Source organism: Devosia sp. LjRoot3, from assembly GCF_964252865.1.
In the GTDB taxonomy this organism is placed as follows: domain Bacteria; phylum Pseudomonadota; class Alphaproteobacteria; order Rhizobiales; family Devosiaceae; genus Devosia.
On the sequence record NZ_CAXUPK020000002.1, the window covers coordinates 352,974 to 375,955 of the forward strand.

25 protein-coding genes and 1 pseudogene are annotated in these 22,982 nt (G+C 62.4%); 8 read left to right on the plus strand and 18 right to left on the minus strand.

Annotated elements, in window-relative coordinates:
* Positions 1–200 precede the first annotated feature (200 nt).
* Positions 201–1,448: an ROK family transcriptional regulator gene (locus tag ACSQ2A_RS08840; RefSeq protein WP_436071900.1), complete on the plus strand. Its 1,248-nt coding sequence runs from the start codon at positions 201–203 to the stop codon at positions 1,446–1,448.
* Between the two features lie 47 nt (positions 1,449–1,495).
* Here ACSQ2A_RS08840 and ACSQ2A_RS08845 read toward each other — a convergent pair whose 3' ends face one another.
* From ACSQ2A_RS08845 to ACSQ2A_RS08855, 3 genes are read right to left on the minus strand one after another with little or no spacing between them, the layout of a single operon-like run.
* A complete protein-coding gene (locus ACSQ2A_RS08845) occupies positions 1,496–1,762 on the minus strand; it encodes a hypothetical protein (protein ID WP_436071901.1) in 267 nt (88 codons plus the stop codon).
* On the minus strand, positions 1,743–1,913 hold the full coding sequence (locus tag ACSQ2A_RS08850; RefSeq protein ID WP_295415530.1) for a hypothetical protein: 171 nt from the start codon (positions 1,911–1,913) through the stop codon (positions 1,743–1,745). Before ACSQ2A_RS08850 ends, ACSQ2A_RS08845 begins: the two co-directional genes overlap by 20 nt.
* The gene (locus ACSQ2A_RS08855) at positions 1,910–2,164 is read right to left on the minus strand and encodes a hypothetical protein (RefSeq protein WP_295415528.1); all 255 of its coding nucleotides are present in this window, start codon (positions 2,162–2,164) and stop codon (positions 1,910–1,912) included. The genes ACSQ2A_RS08850 and ACSQ2A_RS08855 overlap by 4 nt, the downstream gene beginning before the upstream one ends.
* Positions 2,165–2,464: 300 nt before the next feature.
* Between ACSQ2A_RS08855 and ACSQ2A_RS08860 the strand changes: the two genes are divergently transcribed.
* The gene (locus tag ACSQ2A_RS08860; RefSeq protein ID WP_295415526.1) at positions 2,465–2,707 is read left to right on the plus strand and encodes a hypothetical protein; all 243 of its coding nucleotides are present in this window, start codon (positions 2,465–2,467) and stop codon (positions 2,705–2,707) included.
* 33 nt (positions 2,708–2,740) lie between these two features.
* On the opposite strand, the gene ACSQ2A_RS08865 is transcribed toward ACSQ2A_RS08860, so the two are convergent.
* Entirely contained in the window at positions 2,741–3,670 is a 930-nt protein-coding gene (locus ACSQ2A_RS08865; protein ID WP_436071902.1) for a LysR family transcriptional regulator, read from the minus strand.
* A gap of 92 nt (positions 3,671–3,762) precedes the next feature.
* Between ACSQ2A_RS08865 and ACSQ2A_RS08870 the strand changes: the two genes are divergently transcribed.
* The 3 genes from ACSQ2A_RS08870 (at position 3,763) to ACSQ2A_RS08880 (ending at position 7,111) form a co-directional block, all read left to right on the plus strand.
* Complete coding sequence (locus ACSQ2A_RS08870; protein WP_436071903.1) at positions 3,763–4,863, plus strand: epoxide hydrolase family protein; 1,101 nt, start codon at positions 3,763–3,765, stop codon at positions 4,861–4,863.
* 237 nt (positions 4,864–5,100) lie between these two features.
* Complete coding sequence (locus tag ACSQ2A_RS08875; protein ID WP_436071904.1) at positions 5,101–6,021, plus strand: LysR family transcriptional regulator; 921 nt, start codon at positions 5,101–5,103, stop codon at positions 6,019–6,021.
* A 208-nt stretch (positions 6,022–6,229) separates the two neighbouring features.
* A complete protein-coding gene (locus ACSQ2A_RS08880; protein WP_436071905.1) occupies positions 6,230–7,111 on the plus strand; it encodes an aldo/keto reductase in 882 nt (293 codons plus the stop codon).
* Between the two features lie 20 nt (positions 7,112–7,131).
* Here ACSQ2A_RS08880 and ACSQ2A_RS08885 read toward each other — a convergent pair whose 3' ends face one another.
* Together ACSQ2A_RS08885 and ACSQ2A_RS08890 are read right to left on the minus strand one after the other, a co-directional pair.
* On the minus strand, positions 7,132–7,596 hold the full coding sequence (locus tag ACSQ2A_RS08885) for a cyclophilin-like fold protein (protein WP_436071906.1): 465 nt from the start codon (positions 7,594–7,596) through the stop codon (positions 7,132–7,134).
* The gene (locus tag ACSQ2A_RS08890) at positions 7,593–8,786 is read right to left on the minus strand and encodes an MFS transporter (RefSeq protein WP_436071907.1); all 1,194 of its coding nucleotides are present in this window, start codon (positions 8,784–8,786) and stop codon (positions 7,593–7,595) included. The genes ACSQ2A_RS08885 and ACSQ2A_RS08890 overlap by 4 nt, the downstream gene beginning before the upstream one ends.
* 117 nt (positions 8,787–8,903) lie before the next feature.
* Here ACSQ2A_RS08890 and ACSQ2A_RS08895 point away from each other — a divergent pair.
* Positions 8,904–9,799, plus strand: a pseudogene (locus ACSQ2A_RS08895) (LysR family transcriptional regulator).
* 13 nt (positions 9,800–9,812) lie between these two features.
* Here the strand turns inward: ACSQ2A_RS08895 and panC are convergent.
* The 7 genes from panC to ACSQ2A_RS08930 all read right to left on the minus strand — a co-directional run bounded on the left by panC (position 9,813) and on the right by ACSQ2A_RS08930 (position 17,211).
* Entirely contained in the window at positions 9,813–10,661 is an 849-nt protein-coding gene (gene panC / locus ACSQ2A_RS08900; RefSeq protein ID WP_436071908.1) for a pantoate--beta-alanine ligase, read from the minus strand.
* Between the two features lie 31 nt (positions 10,662–10,692).
* Complete coding sequence (gene panB / locus ACSQ2A_RS08905) at positions 10,693–11,505, minus strand: 3-methyl-2-oxobutanoate hydroxymethyltransferase (RefSeq protein WP_436071909.1); 813 nt, start codon at positions 11,503–11,505, stop codon at positions 10,693–10,695.
* 119 nt (positions 11,506–11,624) lie between these two features.
* Positions 11,625–12,494 (minus strand): carboxylating nicotinate-nucleotide diphosphorylase, encoded by an 870-nt coding sequence (gene nadC / locus ACSQ2A_RS08910; RefSeq protein WP_436071910.1) that lies wholly within the window; start codon positions 12,492–12,494, stop codon positions 11,625–11,627.
* Positions 12,491–14,059: an L-aspartate oxidase gene (locus tag ACSQ2A_RS08915; protein ID WP_436071911.1), complete on the minus strand. Its 1,569-nt coding sequence runs from the start codon at positions 14,057–14,059 to the stop codon at positions 12,491–12,493. Before ACSQ2A_RS08915 ends, nadC begins: the two co-directional genes overlap by 4 nt.
* 10 nt (positions 14,060–14,069) lie before the next feature.
* Entirely contained in the window at positions 14,070–15,035 is a 966-nt protein-coding gene (gene nadA / locus ACSQ2A_RS08920; protein WP_436072275.1) for a quinolinate synthase NadA, read from the minus strand.
* A 138-nt stretch (positions 15,036–15,173) separates the two neighbouring features.
* Positions 15,174–16,046 (minus strand): NUDIX hydrolase, encoded by an 873-nt coding sequence (locus tag ACSQ2A_RS08925; protein ID WP_436071912.1) that lies wholly within the window; start codon positions 16,044–16,046, stop codon positions 15,174–15,176.
* A 166-nt stretch (positions 16,047–16,212) separates the two neighbouring features.
* Positions 16,213–17,211 (minus strand): AraC family transcriptional regulator, encoded by a 999-nt coding sequence (locus tag ACSQ2A_RS08930; protein ID WP_436071913.1) that lies wholly within the window; start codon positions 17,209–17,211, stop codon positions 16,213–16,215.
* A gap of 181 nt (positions 17,212–17,392) precedes the next feature.
* Between ACSQ2A_RS08930 and ACSQ2A_RS08935 the strand changes: the two genes are divergently transcribed.
* Positions 17,393–18,769: an FAD-binding oxidoreductase gene (locus ACSQ2A_RS08935; protein WP_436071914.1), complete on the plus strand. Its 1,377-nt coding sequence runs from the start codon at positions 17,393–17,395 to the stop codon at positions 18,767–18,769.
* A 45-nt stretch (positions 18,770–18,814) separates the two neighbouring features.
* Here ACSQ2A_RS08935 and arsK read toward each other — a convergent pair whose 3' ends face one another.
* From arsK to ACSQ2A_RS08955, 4 genes are read right to left on the minus strand one after another with little or no spacing between them, the layout of a single operon-like run.
* On the minus strand, positions 18,815–20,032 hold the full coding sequence (gene arsK / locus ACSQ2A_RS08940) for an arsenite efflux MFS transporter ArsK (RefSeq protein WP_436071915.1): 1,218 nt from the start codon (positions 20,030–20,032) through the stop codon (positions 18,815–18,817).
* 6 nt (positions 20,033–20,038) lie between these two features.
* Positions 20,039–20,467, minus strand: coding sequence for an arsenate reductase (glutaredoxin) (arsC, locus tag ACSQ2A_RS08945; protein WP_436071916.1), 429 nt, complete (start codon positions 20,465–20,467; stop codon positions 20,039–20,041).
* Positions 20,464–21,159, minus strand: a complete 696-nt coding sequence (locus ACSQ2A_RS08950) for an aquaporin (protein ID WP_436071917.1) — start codon at positions 21,157–21,159, stop codon at positions 20,464–20,466. Before ACSQ2A_RS08950 ends, arsC begins: the two co-directional genes overlap by 4 nt.
* A gap of 21 nt (positions 21,160–21,180) precedes the next feature.
* On the minus strand, positions 21,181–21,552 hold the full coding sequence (locus ACSQ2A_RS08955) for an ArsR/SmtB family transcription factor (protein WP_436071918.1): 372 nt from the start codon (positions 21,550–21,552) through the stop codon (positions 21,181–21,183).
* Positions 21,553–21,593: 41 nt separating this feature from the next.
* Here ACSQ2A_RS08955 and ACSQ2A_RS08960 point away from each other — a divergent pair, with 41 nt between their 5' ends.
* Complete coding sequence (locus tag ACSQ2A_RS08960) at positions 21,594–22,112, plus strand: DUF6428 family protein (RefSeq protein WP_436071919.1); 519 nt, start codon at positions 21,594–21,596, stop codon at positions 22,110–22,112.
* On the opposite strand, the gene ACSQ2A_RS08965 is transcribed toward ACSQ2A_RS08960, so the two are convergent.
* Positions 22,109–22,801 (minus strand): LuxR C-terminal-related transcriptional regulator, encoded by a 693-nt coding sequence (locus ACSQ2A_RS08965; RefSeq protein ID WP_295415497.1) that lies wholly within the window; start codon positions 22,799–22,801, stop codon positions 22,109–22,111. The two genes, ACSQ2A_RS08960 and ACSQ2A_RS08965, sit on opposite strands and share 4 nt — an antisense overlap.
* Between the last annotated feature and the right edge of the window lie 181 nt (positions 22,802–22,982).

The window sequence follows — 22,982 nt, forward strand, 5'->3', positions numbered from 1 at the left end:
GCCGTTCCAAGCAGGGCTGCGGTCTCCTCCCGTGCGCTGCTCGATGCGGGGATGATCACCACGACATATCGACACTGTCAATAAGTTAATCCGATGGATTTATTAATTGACAGAGGCACGGCGACGGACGTTTGATGGCGGCAGAGCCGCTGGAAATCTGATCCAACCTGCGATAGGCGAGGGGCAACAGCAGGCGGAGGATGCAATTGGCGGGGGCCGTCAGGACGATAAGGGGGCGATCAGACGACCTCAGCCGCGGAACCAATCAGAGCGGGGTGCGGCTCTATAATGAGCGGCTGGTGCTCTCGCTGGTGCGCCGTCACGGCAGCCTGCCCAAGGCCGACATCGCGCGCATGACGGGGCTGTCGCCGCAGACGATCTCCATCATAGCCAACCAGCTCGAGCATGATGGTCTCCTGCGCCGCGAGGCGGTGGTGCGGGGCAGGGTTGGGCAGCCCTCGGTTCCCTATTCGCTCAATCCCGAGGGCGCCTATTCGGTCGGCCTCAAGATCGGCCGCCGCAGCGTCGATCTCTCGCTCATCAATTTCACGGGCCAGGTGCAGCGCTTCCTGCACCAGACCTATGCCTATCCGACGCCCGCCGGCATCAGGGAATTCACCCAGGCAGGCCTTGCCGAACTGCAAGAGGGACTGCCGGCGGAGACACTGCGGCGCGTCACCGGGCTCGGCATTGCATCACCCTATGAAATGTGGACCTGGCCGGAAGAAATCGGTGCACCGCGCGAGGATATCGATGTCTGGCGCGAGACGGACATAAGGGCGGATCTGGCGCAGATCTGCCCCTGGCCAGTCTATTTCTACAATGACATTACCGCCGCCTGCGCGGCAGAGCTGATGTTCGGACGTGGTGCCGAATATGTCGATTATCTCTACGTCTTCATCGGTTCATTCATCGGTGGCGGCCTCGTTTTCAACGGCCATCTCTTCCCCGGGCGCACCAATAATGCCGGTGCTCTCGGCTCGATGCCGGCCGGCCTCGTGCAGGGCGGAAAGGCGCCGCAATTGATGAACGTGGCCTCTATCTACGTGCTGGAGCGCGAGCTCATTCGGCAGGGGCGGCGGGCTGAAGTGCTCTGGCAATCTCCGGACGATTGGGGCGACGATCTCGGACCGGCGCTCGACAACTGGATCGTGCAGGTGGCCGACTATCTCGCCCATGCCATTCTGTCGTCGGTCGCGGTCATCGATGTCGAGACCGTCGTCATCGATGGCGCCTTTCCTGCCTCTGTGCGCAGCCGCATCATCGAGGCGACACGCGCCGCGCTGCTGATGGTCAACCAGCAGGGGCTTTCGGCCTTTAGCCTCGTCGAGGGAACGCTCGGCACGAGTGCCCGCGCCCTGGGCGGCGCCGCCATTCCGCTGCTCGCCAATTTCACGCAAGACCGTGAAGTGCTCTTCAAGGACAACCCCTTCAGCGCCAGGCGATAGATTTTTCTGCCCGCGACCACGGCAGAGACTGCCCGCCGTGGGCCGAACTAGAATGGCGAGTCGACCTGAGCGGCGGTGTGCCGGTCAAGCAGGATCGACGCTTCCAGCGCGCCGGCGGTGACCGGCAGGGCTTCCGTCCGGCCCGGATAGGGCAGGAGAATGGTCAGCCAGGGGCGGCGGGCTTCCCATACGACATCAAACTGCTCCTCCTCGACCCGCACCTCGAAGGTCCCGGGGGCATGCGGCTCTTCCATGCCTGGCAATTTGAACGGAAAGCGATAGGTCACCGACCGCCTAGCGGAGTGGTCGCTCATCGTCGGTCTCGGTCGTGTGGAATGCGGGACGCAGCGGCAGGCTGGGGCGCTCTTTCTCGCGGGCAAAGCGCGGAAAGGTCAGCGCAGAAGAGCCCGATTTGACGAGCGACAGACGCCCGGGACGGACGAAGGGAAGCAGGGTGCCCATCATGACATGACCCCCGACCGTTCGAGCGGGTAGCTCTCCGAACTATAGAGCTCAAGGATCTGCTCGCCGGTGAAACGTTGCTCGTCGACTTCCAGCATCGATCCCCGGAGCAGTGTCGCCGGCATATCTTCGATGGCGTAGCGCAGGGCTTCGGCCGCACTGCTGAAGCGTCTATATCCGACCCGCACCGAGCCGCGGCTTCCCCGGCTTGGAAAAAGCTCAGCGTCGGCAGAGTAGTCAAACCCATTGGTCATGGCACGGCCTTCCGATTTGATTGCATTCGGCAGCGATTGCTGCCCAGCGACAACGAGGCTAGGTCCGAACGTTCGCAAAATTCAGTGGATCGCCAAGCAACCGGCTATGCCGGAATGATCAGGTGGCATTGGACGCTGAAAACGTACTGCCCCAAAGTGCGTACTCAATGCGCCCGATTCAAGGCGCGGCTCAGCGAATGGCCATGAGCAATCGCACCATATGACAGCGCGCCTGCCTTTTTGTGAGGCCTCGCGGACGCCACCTACTCAGGAAGCGACTCTCTTTGACGAGGTGACTTCATGTTTGGTGATCGGAATGCCAACGATCCTCTGGACGACATCGCTCATTTTGAGCGCGAACGCCGCTTGGCCAGGGAGCAGTGGCCCTTCCTGACCCAGCACGATCTGCGCGGCATCAAGACGGTCAAGCAGCTCGCTGCCATGGTGCATGCCAGGACGAATCTGTCCGTTGTGGCCGCCGACGCGGAGGTTGAGGCGTGGCTGGAAGGCCATGACGTACGGGTCGCTCGCGCCAAGGTCTAGCGTCGGCGAGCGGCAGCTTCGTTCGGCCATCTTTCACACCGGCTTTTGGGGGCTGTTTTTTCTGACCGACTGAGCGTAGCCAAGGTACAATCGGAGACTCGCGTCAAGCGCATCAAAAAGCGTCCGATAGCGCTGAAATTCCTTGAGATCCTGATGCATGACCAGCCAGGCTTCGACTTTGGGTGCGAAATCGTCGGTGAGGACCCGTCGAAGCCCGAAACGCTCTGCCAAGGGCACATGGCAGACGCCTATGCCGCACCCCGCGCAAATTGCAGCGAACTGGCCCACATCACTGTCCGTGCGAACCGTGAACTGGTCGCGGGTCAGAGTGTGCCCGCCGACCTTGAACGTGGCCGTGTAGGCCGCAGGAAAGTCGAAGCCCACGATGGCGTGGTCAAACAGATTCTTTGCCTCTATCAGCGGCGATTTATCGGTTAGGTAAGTTGGGCTGCAGAATAGGCCCAGTTCCAGGTCTCCTATCCGCTTGGCCCACAGGTCGTCTTGGGTGGGCCGGGTCATGCGGACGGCAATATCAGCATCACGGCGCAGAATGTCTGTCATGCGGTTCGAAACAACCAACTCAACGACAATGTCTGGATGCGCTCGCTGCACCTCGGCGACAATGGGCATGATGATGTGAGCCGCAAAAATCTCACTGACCGACAGCCTGACCGTGCCGCCATTCTCTCCAAGGGGCTTAGACGCGGTCCGATAAAGAGCCTGCGCTGCCGCCGCCAAGGCGTTCGCCTGGGGCGCCAGAGCCAGGGCCTCTTCGGTAGGCACGACCCCGTGGGGTGAACGCGTAAACAGTTTGAGTTCTAGCGCCTCTTCCAGCTCACGTATGTGGCGGCTTAGCGTGGGCTGACTCATCCGCAGCAAGCGAGCGGCTGCCGAGAGCGACCCCTCGCTAATTACTGCGGCGAAGGAACGATAGAGGGACCAGTCTGAGGGTTCTGAGGGCATTCGCAAGTGAATAGCGGATGCAGAACTATACGCAATTTCTTAAGCGCGCCCGGAGGTCGAAAAACCGCAGGCAATTGCACAAAGGAGCAAGCATGAACACTTTCGCCACCCCTTTTCAGATCGCCATCCCGGACCGCGTGCTCGACGACCTTCGTTCCCGAATTTCCAACGCTCGTCTCCCAAAAGACTTTGCCGCGGAAGGATGGGGCATTGGCACTTCACAGGTGCAGGCAATACTCGACCACTGGGTGAACCTGGACTGGAGACGCGTGGAAAATCAGTTGAACTCAGTGCCCGCGTTCACGGCGGAAATCGACGGCCTCACAATCCATTTCGTGCACGCATTGGGTCAGGGCAAGCACCGGATTCCCATCGTCCTGACCAATGGATGGCCAAGCTGCTTCACGGAATTGCTTCCACTGGTTCCACTGCTCACGGCGGACAGGGACGGGATCTCATTTGACGTCATTATTCCTTCGCTGCCCGGTTATGGCTTCTCTGACCGGCCGGACGTGCCAGGCACCAATATCACGCGAATTGCGAAGCTTTGGTCCAAGCTCATGGAGGGTCTTGGTTATCAGAGGTTCCTTGCCCACGGCAGCGACATGGGGCTGGGTGTGGTCGACCGCCTGCGCGCAAACCACGCGGATCAGGTCCTGGGGGTCCACATGGCCAATGTCATGGCGGGTTATCCGGCCCCTGATGACCCAAGCCCCGCGGAAGCGGCCTTTTTGGCGGCGGGTTTGCAGTGGCAAATGCAGGAGGCCGCCTATGCCATGGTTCACGCGACCAAACCGATGACGATTGCCTCGGGTTTGAATGACTCGCCGGCTGGCCTGGCGGCCTGGATCGGCGAAAAATTCCTATCTTGGACAGAGGTACCCGTGGAGCTTGATGATCTCTGTACAGTGCTCACCATCTACTGGGCCACAGAAACGATCGGCTCCTCACAGCGTCTCTACAAGGAGGCCTTTGCTGACCTCGGCGTCATGTCGCCGCCCCCCAAACAAGGCGTGCCCGTTGCTGTGTGTGTCCCGCCCAACGATATTAGACCAGCCCCGCGCGATTGGGCGGAGCGGTGGCTCGAAATCGCACAATGGACCGAGTTGCCAATTGGAGGGCATTTTCCGGCTTATGAGGTAGCGCACCTACTGGCGGCCGATATCCGGAAATTCGCACAGTTGTTGAGCTAGGCCCGCCGACCTGACGGCTCCAGGGCCGTCAGGCGCTGCTCAAGCCACTCGGCTAAGCCCGCCTGGCTCGCTTACCGGGATCGCCAGCTTCGGCCGGCGATCCCTTGGTCAATCCTGGCTTGCGACTTACTCCGCAAGTGAATTCCGGCTTCAGAAATTGGGGTAGCGAGAAAGCGATTTCGTGGCTTATCGTGCTATCGATAAAACGATAGTTGCAGAAATTAGTGGAACTAATGAATGGGCCTGCCAAACTTCAATGATCTGGCGGCCTTCGTGGCGGTCGCGCGAGAACGGAGTTTTACGCGCGCCGCGGTCAGGCTTGGCGTGTCCCAATCGTCCCTTAGCCAAACTATCCGTGGGCTCGAGGCCCGGCTCGATATTCGTCTCCTGACCAGGACTACGCGAAGCGTGTCGCCGACCGAGGCGGGGGAACGGCTTCTGCAGAGTCTGGAGCCGCGCTTTGAAGAGATCCTGGGCGAGCTGACGGCTTTGGCCGAGATGAAGCAAACGCCGTCCGGCACCATCCGGATCACCGCCGGCGAACATCCGGCCATTTCGGTCTTGCAGCCGGCGCTACGGAAGTTTCTGTTGGCCAATCCCGACGTTCACGTCGAAATCATCGTCGACTATGGCCTCACCGATATCGTGGCCGAACGCTATGATGCAGGCGTCCGGCTCGGCGCGCAGATCGCCCGGGATATGATCGCGGTGCGGATCAGTCCCGATATCAAGATGGCAGTTGTCGGTACGCCCGGCTATCTGGCGCGATACCCGGCGCCCTCGCGACCGGAGGACCTGACGGCTCACAACTGCATCAATATCCGCCTGCCGACCCATGGAAACCTGTTCCCCTGGGAGTTCGAAAAGGACGGGCAGGAGATCAAGGTTCGGGTCGAGGGACAGGCAGTCTTCAACAATGTTTCGATGCGCCTGTCATCGGTCCTCGATGGTGTCGGCCTCGCCTATATGCCCGAAGACCAGGTGCAACGCTACGTAGAGGAAGGCCGGCTGGTCCGCGTCCTTGAAGACTGGTGTCCCACTTTCACCGGCTATCATCTCTACTATCCGAACCGTCGACACCACTCGATCGCGTTCTCGACCTTCGTCGATGCGCTGCGATACCGCGGTCCGATCGCGGCAACTTCGCCAGGCGCGTAGCTGCGGTCAGCAGCTTCCTATCAGCTCATTTCCCGTCCCATTTATTAGCAGTGGTTCTTGGGCTATGCGCCGATGGCTACCTAATCGGCAGCGTCGCCGGGCCTTAGCTTAGGAGGAGCTTTCCTCAGGCAGGTCGAGCCCGCCGTGTTGAGAACCGCGCGTGTCCTCGACGAGATCGGCATCACGCATTCGAACAGGACATCCAAGCATGACCGTACCCACCCTGATACTCAACAATGGCGTCGAAATGCCGGCTCTGGGTTTTGGAGTCTTCCAGACCCCGCCCGACGAGACCATGAGTGCCGTGCAAGAGGCGCTTCGTGTCGGCTATCGACACATCGATACTGCCGCGGCCTATGCCAATGAGCGTGGCGTCGGCGATGCCATTAAGCGGTCGGGCCTGGCTCGCGATCAGATATTTATCGAGACCAAGATCTGGATCAGCGACTATGGCTATGACGAGACGCTGCATGGCTTTGAAAAGAGCGCCCGAAAACTCGGTGTCGACCAGCTCGACCTGTTGATCCTGCATCAGGCCCTGCCATCCGCTTTCGACCGGACACTGGCAGCCTACTGCGCCCTCGAAACGCTTCTGGCCGACGGTAGGGTGCGGGCGATCGGGGTGAGCAATTTCATGCCTGATCATCTGGAGCGTCTGCTCGGCGTCGCCAAGGTGGTGCCTGCGGTCAACCAGATCGAAGTGCACCCATATTTCCAGCAGCCCGAACTGCAGCGGATGAACCGCCAGCATGGCATTGTTTCGCAAGCCTGGTCGCCCATTGGCGGCATCACCTTCTACCGCGGTGGCGACAAGAGCACACTTGAGGATCCGGTCATCCTCGGCATCGCGAAGGCACACGGCAAGTCGGCCGCACAGGTCATGCTGCGCTGGCACCTGCAGGAAGGACGCTCGGTCATTCCGAAATCGGTAAAGCCCGTGCGCATCGCTGAGAATTTTGACGTTTTCGATTTCGAACTGAGCCCGGAAGAACTCGCCGCCATCGACGGTCTCGAAACCGGCGTCCGCGGCGGCCCGAAGCCAGAAGCCATCACCCTTGAAGCTTTTGGGCGCGTCATTCCCGAGGAATGACCGGCGTTCGCGCTCCTGCGTCAGGCGGCTTCGATCCGGAGCGGGAATTGTCCTTCCACATGCAGGGCTTCGCGCCCCTCGTCGAAGCGGCCGAGGCGGATCAGGCCGGGGTGTTTGTAAGCGGCGTAGAACATCGCGAGATTGCCCCAGGGCATATAGTAGCAAAGGTCATAGGGCTGCTCGTTGCCGAAGGGACCGCTGCCTTCCTCCGTCAGTTTGTGCGGAAGGTAAGCGATCTTTTCGTTGGGGCCGAAATTCTCGATCGTCAGGTCGAGCGGCAGCATGGCGTAAAAGTCACGCGATGCGGGACTGTCGTAGAGCGTGGCCATCATCGTGAGATCGTTGAAGGTGAAGCGTACGCGCATATCGGTTGGTTCCTGGTTATTGGGGGCGGCATTGTTCTGGGCATGTGCCAGCCCAGGCAGTGCTGCCGCGGCAAGAGCGCCCCCTAGCAAGGCGCGGCGGCTGATGGTCGTGCCGATCATGGTTTCACGCCTCGGCTCGTGTGAAAGGCGGCGTAGGCAAGCACGGCTGAGCCGCATAGAACCATGGCGCCGAAAACGAAGGGAGCCCACCAGCCTGCCTGGTCGAAGAGCAGCCCGCCGCCGGCAGCGCCAATTGTGATGGCGAATTGGATCAGCGCCACCTGCAGCCCACCACCCGCTTCGGCGTCGTCGGGCAAGGCCCGGGCCAGCCAGGCACCCCAGCCCACCGGAGCCGCGGTGCCGAAGAAGCCCCAAAGAACGAGCAGGAAGGCAACGGCTTCCGGCAGGGATGCCAACCCGACAAGCGCTATGGCGATCGCTGCCATCACCAGCGGAATGGCGATGACGATGCTGAAGAGGCGTGTGCGCAGCATCCGGCTGATCACCCAGGTTCCCGCAACGCCCGCCAGACCCATGATAAGCAGGATGGCGGAGAGCAGAGGGATGGAAACACCCGTCACGCCTTCGAGGTATGGCCGCAGATAAGTGAAAAGGCTGAACTGTCCCATGAAGAGCAGCGTGATCGATGCCATGCCCAGCGCCACGGGAGGTCGCCTGAGCAGGCGGAAGACGTTGCCCTGGCCGGCAATGTGACGCGAGGGAAGCGATGGTAGAGCGATCCACTGCCAGACAAGGGCCAGCACGGCCAGGGGCACGACGAAGAAGAAGGCACCGCGCCAACCAATGATGTCGCCGAGATAGCTCCCAAGCGGCGCCGAGATGGTAGCGGCAATGGCATTGCCTGCATTCAGCATCGCCAACCCGCGTGGCACATCCTGGGGCGGAACAAGCCGCATGATGATGGATGTCGACATGCCCCAGAAGCCGCCAATGGCGAAACCCAGGAGAGCGCGGCCCAGCATAAGCCAGGCGTAGTTCGGCGCGAAGGCGACCAGCGATCCGGAAACGACCAGCAGGGCGGAGAAGGCCAACACCACATGACGCCGGTCGATATGTCGCGTCAGCTGCGCAACGAAGAGGCTGGTGAGCACAGCGAAGATGCCGGAGATCGAAATTGCCTGACCGGTCTGCCCTTCGGTGACGCCGAGGTCTGCCGCGATCGGGGTCAGTAGGCTCACCGGCATGAATTCCGAGGCGATGAGCGTGGCAACACACAAGGCCATGGACAGTACGGCGCCCCATGCCGCCGGCGATCTCAATATTCGCGCGTCAACTGTGTCCGTCGTCATGCCGTGCACCCGGTCCTCTATCAGTGTCGGGAAGATAGGCCGCACGGTTCCTCTTGATTAGTAGCGGTAATTCGCTTGAACTTATCGATCTACGATATGAAAGTCGGGGAGGTCACGATGCAGCGCCAGGACTTGAACGACATGCTCGCCTTCATGGCTGTCGCCCAGGAGCGCAGCTTCACGAGGCGGCCGCCAAACTTGGCACCTCGCAATCGACCTTGAGTCATACGATCAAGCAGTTGGAGCAGCGCCTCGGTCTGCGCCTTCTGATGCGCACCACCAGAAGCGTTTCGCCGACCGATGCGGGAGAGCGCCTGCTGCGTACCCTGGCGCCCCGTATCGAGGATATTGCGAGCGAGGTCGAAGCGTTGATGGCCTTCCGAGAAAAGCCCTCGGGGAATGTGCGGCTTACGCTTTCTGATCATGCATTCGAGTGGGTGGTTTGGCCCAAGCTCAAGCCAGTCCTGCAGGATTACCCCGATATCCATATCGAATTCAGCATCGACAACGGTTTTCGCGACATTGTCGAAGAGCGTCTCGACGCCGGTGTTCGCCTTGGCGAAAGCCTCGACAAGGACATGGTCGCCGTTCGTATCGGGCCGGACTGGCGGCTCGTCGCGGTCGCTTCGCCCGACTACCTCAAGGCTCATCCCGCGATCGGAGCGCCCCAAGATCTCGTGGGACACAATTGCATCAACCACCGTCAGTCACGCTCCGGCGGCCTCTACGCCTGGGAGTTCGCCAAGGACGGGCGTGACGTGCGCGTCCGTGTCGATGGTCAGCTCACGTTCAATAGTTCGCTGGCAATGGTCGATGCGGCGATCAGCGGGCTCGGTATTGCCTACGTCCCTGAAAGTCTCGTGGTCAAAGCCCTTGCTTCAGGCCAACTCTCCCAGGTGCTCGATGACTGGTCGCCGCTCTTTTCCGGTTATTACCTCTACTACCCAAGCCGGAAGCAGCACTCACCTGCCTTCGCCGTTGTCGTCGAAGCCCTAAAAAGGCAGATGCGATAGGGCCACTAGCAGCTCATGTGCCGAGGGCTATATTGTCGATCAGGCGCGTCTTGCCCAGATAGGCCGCCAAAGCGATGAGGCATCCGTCGGCGCCTACGGCCTGGAGCGGGGCAAGACTCCGGCGGTCCCGCACTTCCCAATATTGAACATTGATGCCCGGCTCGTCGGCCAATACGGCGCGGCCGATGGCCTCCAGCTTGCCGGCGTCACGTTCCCCAGCTTCGTATGCCGCAGAGGCGGCCAAGAGGCTCTGGTAAAGCAGCGGCGCAATGAGGCGCTGGACGGGTTCGAGATAGACGTTGCGCGAGCTCATCGCCAGGCCGTCCTCTTCCCGCACAATGGCGCCGCGGACAATTTCGACGGGCACATTGAGGTCGCGCACCATGCGCTCGATCACTGCGCATTGCTGCGCATCCTTCTGCCCGAAGAAGGCAAAATGCGGCTGGGTCAGGTTGAAAAGTTTCAGCACCACGGTGGCGACGCCGCGGAAATGGCCGGGACGCAAGGCACCGCAGAGCGGCAGGGAAACCGCTTCCTCGACCACATAGGTGGAATTGTCTGGGGGGTAGACCTCGGTGTGCTCGGGCAGGAACAGCGCGTCGACGCCAGCCGCCTCGAGCATGGCGATGTCCTTCTCGATCGGTCGCGGATAGCGCGCGAGATCTTCCTGTGGCCCGAACTGCAGCGGATTGACGAAAATGCTGGCAATGACCATGTCGCAGTGCGTCCGGGCCAATTCCATCAGGCTGATGTGACCGGCATGGAGGGCGCCCATCGTGGGCACAAGGCCAAGCCGGGCACCGGCCGGCAGGCCATTGCGCCAAGCCCGCAATTCGGAAATCGTGCGAAGGACTTTTGTCATAAAGTAGTGTCCCAGATCGGTCGGGTAGGTTTCAGGCGGCGCCTGCCCGCTTTTGCAGTGCCGCAGTTTTGGTTTCGGCGACATAGTCAGCTACGGCGGCACGCACCAGCCCGGCGGCATCGGCTCGCGGCTTGGCAAAGCTCGGGGCAGGGCGGGTGTTCAGCCCGATGAGGTCGTTGATGACAAGCACCTGGCCGGCGCAGCCGGGGCCGGAACCGATACCAATGGTCGGGATCGTCAGCTCGGCCGTGATCGCTGTCGCAACCTCGGGAACAATGCACTCGAGCACGATGGCGAAGGCGCCGGCCTCTTCGAGGGCGCGGGCTTCCTGCGACAGTCGCTCGGCAGATTCGGCCGCCTTTCCATGGGTGTAGTAGCCACCCAGCTGATGCACGGCCTGGGGCATGAGCCCGATATGGGCCATGACGGGAATGCCATAGTCGGTCAGCCGCTTGATCACAGGCGCCATGGCGAGGCCGCCTTCGATCTTGACCGCCTGCACGCCCGACTGCTGGAAAATCTCCACGGCGCTGCGCAGTGCCGTTTCCGGATCGGTCGTCGTGCCAAAGGGCATGTCGCAGACGACGAGGGCGCGTTCGGTGCTGCGCGCAACCGCGGCTGCGTGGCGGATCATGTCCGCCAAAGTGACTTTCAGCGTCGTTTCGTACCCGAGCACGACATTGCCGAGGCTGTCGCCGACGAGAATGATGTCGATTCCGGACTGATCCACGAGCGCTGCCATGACGCTGTCATAGGCGGTCAGCATGGCGATGGGCTCGGCGCGCTGGCGCAGCCGGCCGATATCGCGTGTGGTCAATCGCTTGGTTGCTGACGGGACTGACATCGTGGTCTCCACGGTTCTATGTCGGACTTCAAACCTGCGTCCCCGGACGCCAGCCTGCCTCCTTGGACGCGACGCGTTGATACTCGGACATCAACGCTTCTCCCAGCCCTATATAGGTATTAGGGGGCTGCTATGTCCAAGCCGAGGTCCAGAATTGGCGCGCTGTGCGTAAGCCAGCCGGCCGAAATGATATCGACACCCGTCGCGGCGATGGCGGGCGCAGTCTTGGCGGTGACCCGGCCGGACGCTTCCTTGATCGCGCTCGTGCCGATGCGGCGAACGGCTTCGGTCAGGGTCGGAATGTCCATATTGTCGAGAAGCACGGCATCGACGCCGATGGAAAGCGCTTCGTCGAGCTGATCGAGCCGATCGACTTCGACTTCGATCTTGACCAGATGGCCGGCCGCAGCGCGGGCGCGCTCGATGGCGGTGCGCATGCCGCCAGCTATGGCGATGTGGTTGTCTTTGATCAGAATGGCATCGTCGAGACCAAAGCGGTGATTGGCTCCGCCACCGGCCCGCACGGCCGCCTTTTCTAGCGCCCGCAGCCCGGGTGTGGTTTTGCGCGTGCAGGCAATCCTGGCATGGCCATGGGGACGCACGGCTTCAACCAGTTCTGCCGTCGCTGTGGCGATGCCGGACAGGCGGCAGAGGAGATTGAGGGCCACACGTTCGGCCCCGAGAATGGCGCGGGCGGGGCCAGAGACATGGAGGGCCGTGTCGCCGGGCACGACCTTGCTGCCGTCGGGTCGGTGTACCGAAACCGCGATGGAGCGATCCATGAGGCTGAAAGCGAGACAGGCGAGGTCCACGCCGCTGACGACCCCGGGGTCACGCGCGACAATTGCGCATTCCGCCATGGCCTCGATGGGGATGACGGCATCGCTGGTGATATCGCCTGTGCGCCCAAAATCTTCGAGGAGGGCGGCGCGCACAATCGGCTCGGTGATGAGGCGCGGAAGTGTCAGGGACGAAAAAGTCTCATTCATGCAAAGGCTTCCATAGCTTCGGTCCGGCTTTCAGCCAGTTCCCTGGCGCTATTCAGGGCATCGGTCAGCGTTATTTCGGTGTGGCGGGGCGTGCTCGACGTCCGGGAATGATCAGCTCGCTGATGCGCGCCGCGGCTCTCGCATCGGCGTTCGGCCGAAACGGCGATGAGCAGGGCAGCAAGCACGGCATCCGAACCTTGCGCAGGTCGTGCATCTGATTGTGTCAGCGCGGACCAGAAGCCCCTTACTGCCCGCTGTAGTCCTGCGGCATCGCGCACCACGCCAACATCGCGATCCATCTGCTTGCGCAGACCGATATCGGCCTGTCCCATCGAAGGTGTCCTCAATGAGGGTTCCAGACCTGCCGCGTCGAGGTTGGTGTTGCCCTTGATGTCCTCAGCGATCCAGGCAGACTGCGCCACGGCTTCGAGCAGAGAATTGCTCGCGAGCCTATTGGCGCCATGCAGCCCCGTGGAAGCCACTTCGCCGCAAGCCCAGAGGCCGGGAACCGTCGTCTGGCCGGATGCGCCAGTCTTGACGCCGCCCATGTGATAGTGGGCGGCCGGCCTGATCGGGATCGGCTGGCGGGCGGGGTCGAGGCCGCCCGATGCGCAGAGGGCGGAAAAGCCCGGGAAGCGCCTGTGGACGGTTTGGCCGAGGGCGGGGCGGGTATCGAGAAACACCTGTTCGCCAGCAATGATCTGCCGGAAGACCGCATTGGCGACGATATCGCGGGGCGCCAGTTCAGCTCCGGGCACGCCCTCCATAAACCGCTCGCCTCGGGCAGTGACGAGAATGGCGCCCTCGCCGCGCAGGGCCTCGGTTGCCAGTGGCATCGGGTCCTGCCCGATCGCAATGGCGGTCGGATGAAACTGCACGAATTCGAGATCGCGCAGCACCGCGCCGGCGCGGGCAGCCAGGGCAAGGCCCGCGCCGATGGCGGTCACGGGATTGGTCGTATGGGCATAGAGGCCGCCGATCCCACCGGTCGCTAGCACCACGCCGCGTCCAGACAGAAGCACCGCGTCAGATGCTTGCCGCCCGCCGGCAGGCACGTAGACCACCCCACCGACATGGCTATTGGCAGTCATGGCGAGGTCGAGCACTTTGCCTTCGAGAATGGTGATCGATGGCGTGCTTCGCACCGCGCCGATCAAACCGTCGATGACGCGCCGGCCCGTCCGGTCGCCGCCAGCATGCACGATGCGGCGGCGTGAATGCGCGGCCTCAAGGCCAAGGGCGATTGCGTCTCCATCGCTCGCGCGATCAAATCCAATACCCTGTTCCAAGAGCCAGGCGATGGCCTCTGGGCCAGCTTCGGCAATGCGCTGGGTTATCGCGGGGTCGCCGAGCCCGGCGGCGGCGGCGAGTGCATCATCAGCGTGAAGATGCGGGCTGTCGTCATCGCCAAGCGCAGCGGCAATGCCGCCTTGCGCGAGGGCCGTTGCGGCATTGGTGCCAAGTGGGGAGGCGGTGATCAGGACAACTGGCAGCGGCGCGAGGCGCAAGGCCGTCGTCAGCCCTGCAATACCGCCGCCAATGACGATGACCGGGTTCTGGCGCATATCGATGGCCTCAGGCAACCGCCAGCATGCGCTCGACCGCGGCGCGCGCCCGTTCAGCCAGCAGCGGATCGATATGGACCTCGTGCTGCTCCTCTTCGAGCGCCGCGCGGATATTGCCCAAGGTGATGCGCTTCATGTGCGGGCAGAGATTGCACGGCTTGACGAATTCGACGTCGCGGAACTGCTGGGCCAGGTTGTCGCCCATCGAACATTCGGTCACGAGCGCCACGCGCTGCGGGCGCCTGTCGGCAACAAAGTCCGCCATCATCGCCGTCGAGCCGGAGAAATCGGCCTCGGCCACCACTTCGGGCGGGCATTCGGGATGGGTCATCACCGTGACGCCGGGATAGCTCTCGCGTACGGCGCGGATGTCATCGGGCGTGAAGAGCTCATGCACTTCGCAATGGCCTGCCCAGGTGATCACTTCGATCTCCGGCGCCTGCGCCGCGATATTGCGAGCCAGGAATTCGTCCGGCAGCATGATCACCCGGTCGACGCCCAGCGAGCGGATCACTTTGAGCGCATTGCCCGAAGTACAGCAGATGTCGGACTCAGCCTTCACCGCGGCCGAGGTGTTCACATAGGTGACAACAGGCAGGCCCGGATGACGGCGGCGAAGTTCGCGCACGTCTTCGGCAGTGATCGACTCGGCCAGCGAGCAGCCGGCGCGGCTATCTGGGATGAAGACGCGCTTGTTCGGATTGAGCAGCTTTGAGGTCTCGGCCATGAAGTGCACGCCGGCCATGACGATGATATCGGCATCGGTCGCCGCGGCTTCGCGCGCCAGCGCCAAGCTGTCGCCCACAATGTCGGCTACGGTGTGGAAGATTTCCGGCGCCTGGTAATTATGCGCCAGGATAGTGGCGTTCTTCTCGCGCTTGAGGCGCAGGATCGCTTCGACGTCGACGGCCAGCAGCGGCCATTCGAAGGCGGGAACATGGTGCCGCACCCGCTCATAGACGCGGGGCAATGGCATGGTGCCAGCCGTGGATTCCGATACCTGCAACGCACTGCCTCCAATTATACTCAATATGAGTATTAGTGGTCAAAACGAAACCGGCGTCTCTGCGCCGGTGTGGTTATGCTAGGACTGAGTATAAGGGTGCGTCAAGACCTAAATTGGCGGACGTTTCGTGCTCGATAGCCGCAAGCCCGGAGAGGGGCGCTCCAGCAGCACCTCGCGGCGGAAGCGCACCAACCGCGCCGGCCGACCGCCGGTATCGGTCTGGAGTTCGCCCGTTTCCTCGACCAGGCCCTGCGTTTCGACCAGGCGACGGAAATTCTGCTTGTGCAACCGCACGCCAGATAGGCCTTCCACGGTGCGCTGCAGATCGAGCAGCGTAAAACTCTCGGGCATGAGTTCAAAGATCACCGGACGATACTTGATCTTGCCGCGCAGCCGCCCGAGCGCGGTGGCGAGGATGCGGCGGTGGTCGAGGCCCATCGGGTGGTCGATCACGGGCAAGAGGGGGGAGGGCTCCCCATCGCGTCGTGCCTCCCGCACAAAACCAGCCTCGTAGAGCAGCTCATAGCGGTCGAGCACCAGTTCGTCGCTCCAGCTGTCGGTCCCAAGGCCAAAGGCCAGGGCCGCCCGCTTTTCCCGCAAGGTACTGGTTTCGGCGGAGCCCTTCGCGGCCCAGGCCTTCAAATAGGCTTCGATTGTTTCCAGCACGGCGGGTCGGCCATCGCGCCAGTCTTCCCAGGGGAGGTAGGTATAAACATTCTGCCAGCGGGCGCCGCTTCGCGCCGAAGCGCGCAGGGCTCGTACCAGAGCCAGATAGGCAACAGATAGCGACCGGCTGCCGCGTGCTGGCATATCGATGCGGTCGGCGTCGCCAAACGTATAAAGCTGCTCCACATAGCCCAGGTGCAAGTCCGTCTGCTGCTCGACCCAGGCGCGCAGGCCGGCCTCCAGGGTGCGATGCTCCGATTGCAGGGGGCCAGCGGGCAAGGTGTCCACCGGCGCACCCGGGCGCACGAGAACCATAGGTTCGTCCACGCCCGCGGCGATGATAACAGCGCTCAGTTCCGCAAAGAGGGCCAGGCCCCCGGCATCAGATACGGCGCTGCTTCTATCGGGCTGAGTAGACGGCATTTTTCCAACTTGCACAGTGAAGGTCCACTATCACGAAGAACCCTATACTGGGCAAGTTTCACCAATTTGAACGCGTTCCCGCGCCATTCGTCGTAGGGGGCGCATGGGATCGCCGCCAGGCTCCTGGGGGAACGCCCGCAAATTTCTTGAAGGCACGGTTGAAGGCGGCTTCGGATTCGTAGCCGACTTCGGCTCCCGCCTGGGCAATGCTGCCTGTCGTGTCTTCCAGCCGCTTGGCCGCCAGCTGCATGCGCCAGCGGGCGAGATATTGCATGGGCGTATCGCCGGCATAGTGGGCGAAACGGTCGGCAAAGACCGAACGGGAGAGACCCACCGCGCGCGCCAGCCCCTCAAGCGTCCAGCTCTCGGCGGGTTGCCCATGGATCAGGCGCAGGGCATGACCGATCTGTGGATCGCGCAGGCCCGAAAGCCAGCCGCGGGCTTCCGGCGGCAACTCATTGGCATATTCGCGGAGCACTTCCACGAAGAGCAGTTCGGCAAGCTTGGCGAGCACGATTTCGCCGCCCGGCTGGAGACTCCCTGTCTCGGACACGGCGTGGCGCACCAAGTGGGCCAGCCAGCCCTGAGCGGCGGTTCCCCGTCCGAGCAGAATGCGTGGCAGCGAATTTATGAATGGATTGTACGGCCTGATATCGCAGCCGAGATAACCACAGATGAAACGACAGGTGCCGGCGCCCGAACCATCGTTGACGACATAGGGAAGCTGCCGGTCGACCGGGCTGAGATAGACGGCCAGATCAGGCTTGGCGCGCATCCCGATGGATGAGCAGAGGGCATGCGCATCGTCCATGGGAAAGGCAATGATATCGCCGGCCTCAAGACGCAGCGGTTCGGCCGCGTCCTCGGTCAGCTCCACCCAGCACGATCCTTCGATCAGGGTGTGGAAGAAGAAGACATATTGCGATGCCGGCATGACGGCGGCGGCAATCGCCGACGCCCTCGGCGCCTCTGCCACCCAAGGTTCACGAAAAGTGCTGTCAAAAAAGACCGCGCCGGTCAGCCGCACCGCCGCGAGCACGTCGGAGAGAACGTCCATCGTCTCTGCCTCCGCCGAAGCGCCGCTCCGCGCGGCCCTCATCCCGTGAGGCTACGCCCATGTGCGGCCCGGAACAAGGCAGGACGGCTGAGCAATAGAGCCGGACGATCAAGCATTTTCGCGCTCCCTGGCCGGGTCTAGCATCCCGGCGTCGGCTGGAGCCGGCGGAGGAGAGTTCGCCATGAACGCAGAAACTGTCGGCAAATTTTCGGCGGGGCATCGCGGCCCCGTGCTCGATGCGGGCCACCCTGGTTACGACGAGGCGCGCAAGCTCTACAACGGCATGATCGACAAGCACCCCTTGATGATCGCCCAATGCTCCGATGTGGGCGATGTCATGGACGCGGTGAATTTTGCTAGGGACAACAAGCTTGCCGTGGCCATTCGCGGCGGCGGGCACAACGGTCCGGGCTTTGGCAGCGTCGATGATGGTCTCGTCATCGATATGTCGATGATGAAAGGCGTGCGCGTCGATCCCGTCGCCAAGACCGTTCGCGTCGGCCCCGGCTGCACCACAGGCGATGTCGACCACGCCACCCACGCCTTCGGCATGGCCGTACCCTTCGGTATCATCTCGACCACCGGCGTTGCCGGCCTGACGCTGAGCGGGGGCCATGGCTATCTCAGCCGCCAATATGGCCTCGCGGTCGACAGCCTCATGGAGGCCGATGTCGTGCTCGCCGATGGCAGCTTCGTCACGGCCAGCGAGACACAGAATGCCGACCTCCTCTGGGCGCTGCGCGGCGGGGGCGGCAATTTCGGCGTGGTAACGAGCTTCCTTTTCCGCATCCATCCGGCCAAGGAGGTCTATGGCGGGCCAATCGTCTTCGACCTTTCGGACGCCGCGACCGTAATGCGTTGGTACCGGGAATTCCAGGCGAGCGCACCCAGGGATTTCTGTATCTGGCTTGGCCTGCAAAGCGTGCCGATGGGCGAGCCGTTCCCGGCCGAACACCAGGGCAAGAGGATGTGCATTCTTCTCGTGGCGCATAATGGCGGAGGCGCCAAGGAAGCGGTCGATGCCATCCGCCGGGACCTGCCGACCCCGCTCTTCGACTGGGCCGGGCCAATGCCCTATCCGGCACTGCAAAGCATGTTCGACGCGCTCTATCCCAAGGGCTTGCAATGGTATTGGAAGGGCGATTTCGTCAAATCGCTGCCGGATGCAGCAATAGACGCCCATATCGAGCAGGCGAAAAAATCTCCCACTGGCGAATGCCTCATGCACCTCTATCCGATAGACGGCGCGGTGCACGACAAGGCGAGTGGCGACAGCGCCTGGAATTGCCGTGACGCCACCTGGTCGATGGTGATCGCCGCCATCGCGCCTGATGCCAACCGGGCCCCGGAGCTGAAGCAATGGGCGCGCAACTACTGGCAGACCATCCACCCCTACGATCTCGATGGCGCCTATCCGAACTTCATGATGGATGACGAGGCAGATGGGCGGCTGCGTGCAACCTATGGGGACAACTATCCCAAGCTTGCAGCCATCAAGGCGAAGTACGACCCCGACAATCTGTTCCAGGTTAACCAGAACGTTCGTCCGTCACACTAGCTGACGGCCCAAAGCCCTCCCAACCGGCCCAAAGCGCGTCGCGCTTTAGGCCGGCTGGGACTTGGCGGAGAGGCTTACCTCGGAGCTGAAGCGTCGCCAGATTTCGCCAAACACGGCGACGCAACAAAGACCTGCTACAGCCAGAATCCAGATCGACAGGCGCGGCCCGATCGCGCCGAGCGCAACAGACAAAGCAAAGGGCGCCACGGCGGAAACGCCGAGCCGCCCGAGGCTGATCCATCCCAGCCGCTTTCCAAAGCCCGCCTTCCCAAACAGCGCCAGCGGCAGGGTGCCGGACACGATGCTGAAAAGCCCGCTGCCCAGACCGAAGATGACGGCAAAGGCGACAGCCCCCGCAATCGAGGGCGCCGTCAGGGCCAGCACCGCCAATGCCGTTGGCATCAAGACGGCGGAGATCACCGCCAGGGTCGGAGCCGGCAGGGCCTTGCCGAAGGCCATATTGATCAGCCGGCTGGCGACCTGCGCGGGGCCAAAAAGCGTGGCGACCAGAACGCCGCCTGCGCCGAGCCCGAGCATGCCGAGCAGAGGCACGATGTGAAACAGCGTCGCGGCCGAGACGAAACCGGCGAGCGAGAAACCCAGCACGACGAGGACGAAGGTAAACTTGCCCGAAGTGCCCCGTGTGATCTCTGCTGGAGTATTGGGCTCTGCCGGCCGCGCAGACGCGGTTTTCGCAAAGCGGGTGAGCCAGAGGTGCAGCGGCAGACAGGCGACGAGATGCATCGCGGCAAAGGCGAAGTACACCTGATGCCAGTCCAGCCCCTGCAGCATCCAGCTGGTCAAGGGCCAAAAAATGGTTGAAGCAAAGCCGGCGATCAGGGTCAGAAAGGTGATGCTGCGCTGTGCCTGCGGACCTGTGGTCTGGGCCAGCAAAGCGAAGGCCGTCGAATAAAGCACGAAGGCAGATGCCAGCTCGACAAGGACCAAACCAGCCAGGAACAGGAAGGCACTGTTCGCCAGTCCGCACATGACCAAAGCGAGCGCTGCCGCCACCGACCCGACCGAAAGCACCAGGGCCGCGCCGTGCCTGTCCGCCAGTCCGCCGGCATAGGGCGAAATCAAACCACCAGCGAGAAGGGCGAGCGAGATCGATCCATAGATCCACTCGACCGCAACGCCAAACTCGGCGGCGATCGCGGGCGCAAGAATGCTGAAGCTATAGTAGAGCGTGCCATAGCCGATGATCTGGGTAATGCCGAGCGCCCAGATGGCGGCTGCGTTCGAGTGGGTCTTGGCCGTCATTTCCAGTCAGATCGCCTTGGGCGCCACCCGCTTGCCCGCGGCATCGATGATGACTTCGCCATCTTCCTTGGTGAACGGCCCGATATCGGGATTTTCGAGGATGTCGAGCACGACCTCAGAGGGTCGGCAGAGGCGCGTTCCGATCGGCGTTTCGACGAATGGCCGATTGAGCAGGATGGGGTATTTTTCTATCGCGTCGAGCAGGACTGCATCGGCGACGACGGCAAGGCCGAGTTCCTCATAGGGCGTGTCTTTCTGCCGGATCGCCTGGCGCAGCGTCATGCCGGCAGCCGAGACCAGTTCGGCCACGCGTTCGCGGCTCGGTGGGCTTTTGAGATATTCGATCACGATGGGCTCGACGCCACTTTGCCGGATCATGGCCAGGGTATTGCGAGACGTGCCGCATTCGGGGTTGTGGTAGATGGTGACGGTCATGATCGGTCTTCCGGATTGATGGGGAGTTCGCCGCCAGCTGGTCCACGAAGAAGCCAGGACATCAGCGTCAGCGCGATGAGCGCCCCAGCGACCTGAGCCGCAACAAAACCCGGCAGATCGAGTGGGCGAATGCCGGAAAAAGTGTCGGTGATGGAACGGGCAATGGCCACGGCAGGGTTGGCGAAGGACGTGGACGCCGTGAACCAGTAGGCGGCGGTGATGTAGAGGCCGACCAGCAAGGGCACGTTTTTCCGCTCGAAGCGGATGCCGGCCAATACGGTGGCGACGAGCCCGAAGGTCGCGACGCCCTCCGAGAGCCATTGGCCGCCACCAGAGCGTACCGTCGTCGATGCCTGCAACAGGGGCAGGGCGAACATGGCATGCGCCACCATGGCGCCGAGCACGCCACCGATGATCTGCACTAGCGCATAAAGGCCCGCGTCACGCACTGGCAGCTCGCGCCGAAGGGCGAAGATGAGGGACACGGCCGGGTTGAAATGGGCGCCCGAAATTGGCCCAAGCGTGCTGATCAGCACCACAATGATCGCGCCCGTGGCCACGGTGTTCGCCAGGAGCGCCAGGGCAACGTCCTTGGTCAGCGTCCCGGCCATGATGCCGGAGCCGACCACCGTGGCAACGAGGAGCCCGGTGCCGAGTGCCTCCGCGGTCAGGCGACGGGGAAGATCGATCATGCCGCCTCGCCACGGATGCGATCAGCAGGCACAGGCGCTCTCCTTCGTCGCAGGGGTGCAGCATTCCGCGGCGACCACAGCGGCCGGCATGCACACCTCCGGATGCCCCGAGCAGCAATCGCGCATGAGGAATTCCACAAGGCCGGAGAGGCCTTCAAAATTGGCGCTGTAGATGATCGAACGGCTCTCGCGGCGGGACTGGATCAGGCCGGCGCGTTCGAGATGGGCGAGGTGGAACGAGGCGCTTGAAGACGAAGCGCCGACCGCCTCGCCGATGGCACCTGCCGGCATGCCCTCTGGCCCGGCCTGCACCAGAATGCGCACCATGCGAAGCCTGGTTTCCTGGCTCAGCGCCCCAAACGCATTGAGGGCTTGCGGTTCTTCGAGTTTCATCTCAATATCTCAATGAATGTTGAAATAATGGATAGCCGAACATGAGTGCCCATGCAACCGTCCCTTATGCCGAAACGGAATCCTCGCTTGGCGCCGTGCTCGCCCGCCTGGAAGGGCATGACCATTTGCCACTCTCGCTCGAATATGAAGATCGCGTGGTTCAGTCCGGCTATCACGTCACCGAGGTGAAGGCTGGATCCTTTGTCACCCTCGATTGCGGCGGCAATCCCGATGCCTGGCAGGAGACCGTGCTGCAGGTGGAGGACATTCCGACCAGGGACGATCGGCCGATGATGACAGCCGGCAAGTTCCGCTCAATCCTGGCGCAGGTGGACAGACAAGTGCGTCTTGATCACGACGCAAGGCTCACGATCGAGATCGGCCGGCCCGGCGAGGCCATGCGGGTGTTCGATGTGGCCGATCTGTCGATCGAGACAGATCGCGCGACATTGACCCTGGGGATACGCCCCGCCATCTGCAAGCCACGACATCGCGCCCAGCAGGCTCAGGAAGCCGCTTCATGCTGCTCTCCGGCATCGAAGGCGACGGGGTGCTGCTAGAGCATCCCATTCGGCACGGAGCCGGGGTCAGCAACCGGGTCCGAGCGGACCATGCTTGATGCGATCAGGGCAACCTCCACCCGGTTGCGTGCCCCCAGTTTTCGCAGCAGATGCGTCAGGTGGTATTTTATCGTCTTCTCGCTTAGCCCCAGGGTGCGCGCTATCTCCTTGTTGGAGTGCCCTCTGGACAAATACGGAAGAATATCGACTTCCCGCGGCGTCAGGCTCGAGAATGCGTCGGTCGCAGGAACGTCGATGGAGTTGGCGTAGTAGATATTGCTCCCCAGCAGCGTCGCCGCCAGCCCGGGCGCCACATAGGATTCCCCCAGCGCCAATTGCCGGACAGCTTCGACGAGATCATGGCTCGACACGCTCTTTAGCGCATATCCGCGCACCCCTCCTTTGAGCGCCGTGACCACGGAATGAGGGTCGCCCGTCGCGCCCAGAATCAGAATGCCGGTATTGGGGTGAAGCGCTGCCAGCTTCTCGATCAGCTGGAACGACCCCTCGGCCGTGTCCAGCTCGACGATCAGAACGTCGACAGCGGGGGGCGGGCTCACCTGAATGTCGTCGGGCCAGGTTCGCCCATAGGTCAGCACCACGAAATTCTCGGCTGCCGTCAGCACATGGACAATTCCGTCCCGGAGCAGAGGCATGTCGGCGACGATTGCGACGCGAATTTTCCCCATTTTTCCAAGTGCCTATCTCAGCCTGGCGCCAGCACTCCGATGCCTCGAACGCTTTTTAACTCTCGTCGCGGGGGGATGCTCGCCGGCTGTGCGAAAACACCCTAGCTGCTGCGGCCTCAGACATTAGGCGAGCCAATTTGGGCACGCAACTGGACCAATGGACCGAAGCGACTGCGACCAT

Bases quoted from the DNA above. Each gene is read 5' to 3' on its own strand.
- ACSQ2A_RS08840 (WP_436071900.1), top strand. From the start codon at position 201: ATGCAATTGGCGGGGGCCGTCAGGACGATAAGGGGGCGATCAGACGAC.
- panB (WP_436071909.1), bottom strand. From the start codon at position 11,505: ATGTCAGTCCCGTCAGCAACCAAGCGATTGACCACACGCGATATCGGC.
- ACSQ2A_RS08885 (WP_436071906.1), bottom strand. From the start codon at position 7,596: ATGATCGGCACGACCATCAGCCGCCGCGCCTTGCTAGGGGGCGCTCTT.
- nadA (WP_436072275.1), bottom strand. From the start codon at position 15,035: ATGCCATTGCCCCGCGTCTATGAGCGGGTGCGGCACCATGTTCCCGCC.
- arsC (WP_436071916.1), bottom strand. From the start codon at position 20,467: ATGACCGTCACCATCTACCACAACCCCGAATGCGGCACGTCTCGCAAT.
- ACSQ2A_RS08855 (WP_295415528.1), bottom strand. From the start codon at position 2,164: ATGACCAATGGGTTTGACTACTCTGCCGACGCTGAGCTTTTTCCAAGC.
- ACSQ2A_RS08890 (WP_436071907.1), bottom strand. From the start codon at position 8,786: ATGACGACGGACACAGTTGACGCGCGAATATTGAGATCGCCGGCGGCA.
- ACSQ2A_RS08950 (WP_436071917.1), bottom strand. From the start codon at position 21,159: ATGATCGATCTTCCCCGTCGCCTGACCGCGGAGGCACTCGGCACCGGG.
- ACSQ2A_RS08915 (WP_436071911.1), bottom strand. From the start codon at position 14,059: ATGCGCCAGAACCCGGTCATCGTCATTGGCGGCGGTATTGCAGGGCTG.
- ACSQ2A_RS08870 (WP_436071903.1), top strand. From the start codon at position 3,763: ATGAACACTTTCGCCACCCCTTTTCAGATCGCCATCCCGGACCGCGTG.
- arsK (WP_436071915.1), bottom strand. From the start codon at position 20,032: ATGACGGCCAAGACCCACTCGAACGCAGCCGCCATCTGGGCGCTCGGC.
- ACSQ2A_RS08850 (WP_295415530.1), bottom strand. From the start codon at position 1,913: ATGATGGGCACCCTGCTTCCCTTCGTCCGTCCCGGGCGTCTGTCGCTC.
- ACSQ2A_RS08865 (WP_436071902.1), bottom strand. From the start codon at position 3,670: ATGCCCTCAGAACCCTCAGACTGGTCCCTCTATCGTTCCTTCGCCGCA.
- ACSQ2A_RS08965 (WP_295415497.1), bottom strand. From the start codon at position 22,801: ATGGGGAAAATTCGCGTCGCAATCGTCGCCGACATGCCTCTGCTCCGG.
- ACSQ2A_RS08845 (WP_436071901.1), bottom strand. From the start codon at position 1,762: ATGAGCGACCACTCCGCTAGGCGGTCGGTGACCTATCGCTTTCCGTTC.
- ACSQ2A_RS08955 (WP_436071918.1), bottom strand. From the start codon at position 21,552: ATGAAACTCGAAGAACCGCAAGCCCTCAATGCGTTTGGGGCGCTGAGC.
- ACSQ2A_RS08875 (WP_436071904.1), top strand. From the start codon at position 5,101: ATGGGCCTGCCAAACTTCAATGATCTGGCGGCCTTCGTGGCGGTCGCG.
- nadC (WP_436071910.1), bottom strand. From the start codon at position 12,494: ATGAATGAGACTTTTTCGTCCCTGACACTTCCGCGCCTCATCACCGAG.
- ACSQ2A_RS08930 (WP_436071913.1), bottom strand. From the start codon at position 17,211: ATGGACGTTCTCTCCGACGTGCTCGCGGCGGTGCGGCTGACCGGCGCG.
- ACSQ2A_RS08935 (WP_436071914.1), top strand. From the start codon at position 17,393: ATGAACGCAGAAACTGTCGGCAAATTTTCGGCGGGGCATCGCGGCCCC.
- ACSQ2A_RS08860 (WP_295415526.1), top strand. From the start codon at position 2,465: ATGTTTGGTGATCGGAATGCCAACGATCCTCTGGACGACATCGCTCAT.
- ACSQ2A_RS08960 (WP_436071919.1), top strand. From the start codon at position 21,594: ATGAGTGCCCATGCAACCGTCCCTTATGCCGAAACGGAATCCTCGCTT.
- panC (WP_436071908.1), bottom strand. From the start codon at position 10,661: ATGACAAAAGTCCTTCGCACGATTTCCGAATTGCGGGCTTGGCGCAAT.
- ACSQ2A_RS08880 (WP_436071905.1), top strand. From the start codon at position 6,230: ATGACCGTACCCACCCTGATACTCAACAATGGCGTCGAAATGCCGGCT.
- ACSQ2A_RS08925 (WP_436071912.1), bottom strand. From the start codon at position 16,046: ATGGTTCTCGTGCGCCCGGGTGCGCCGGTGGACACCTTGCCCGCTGGC.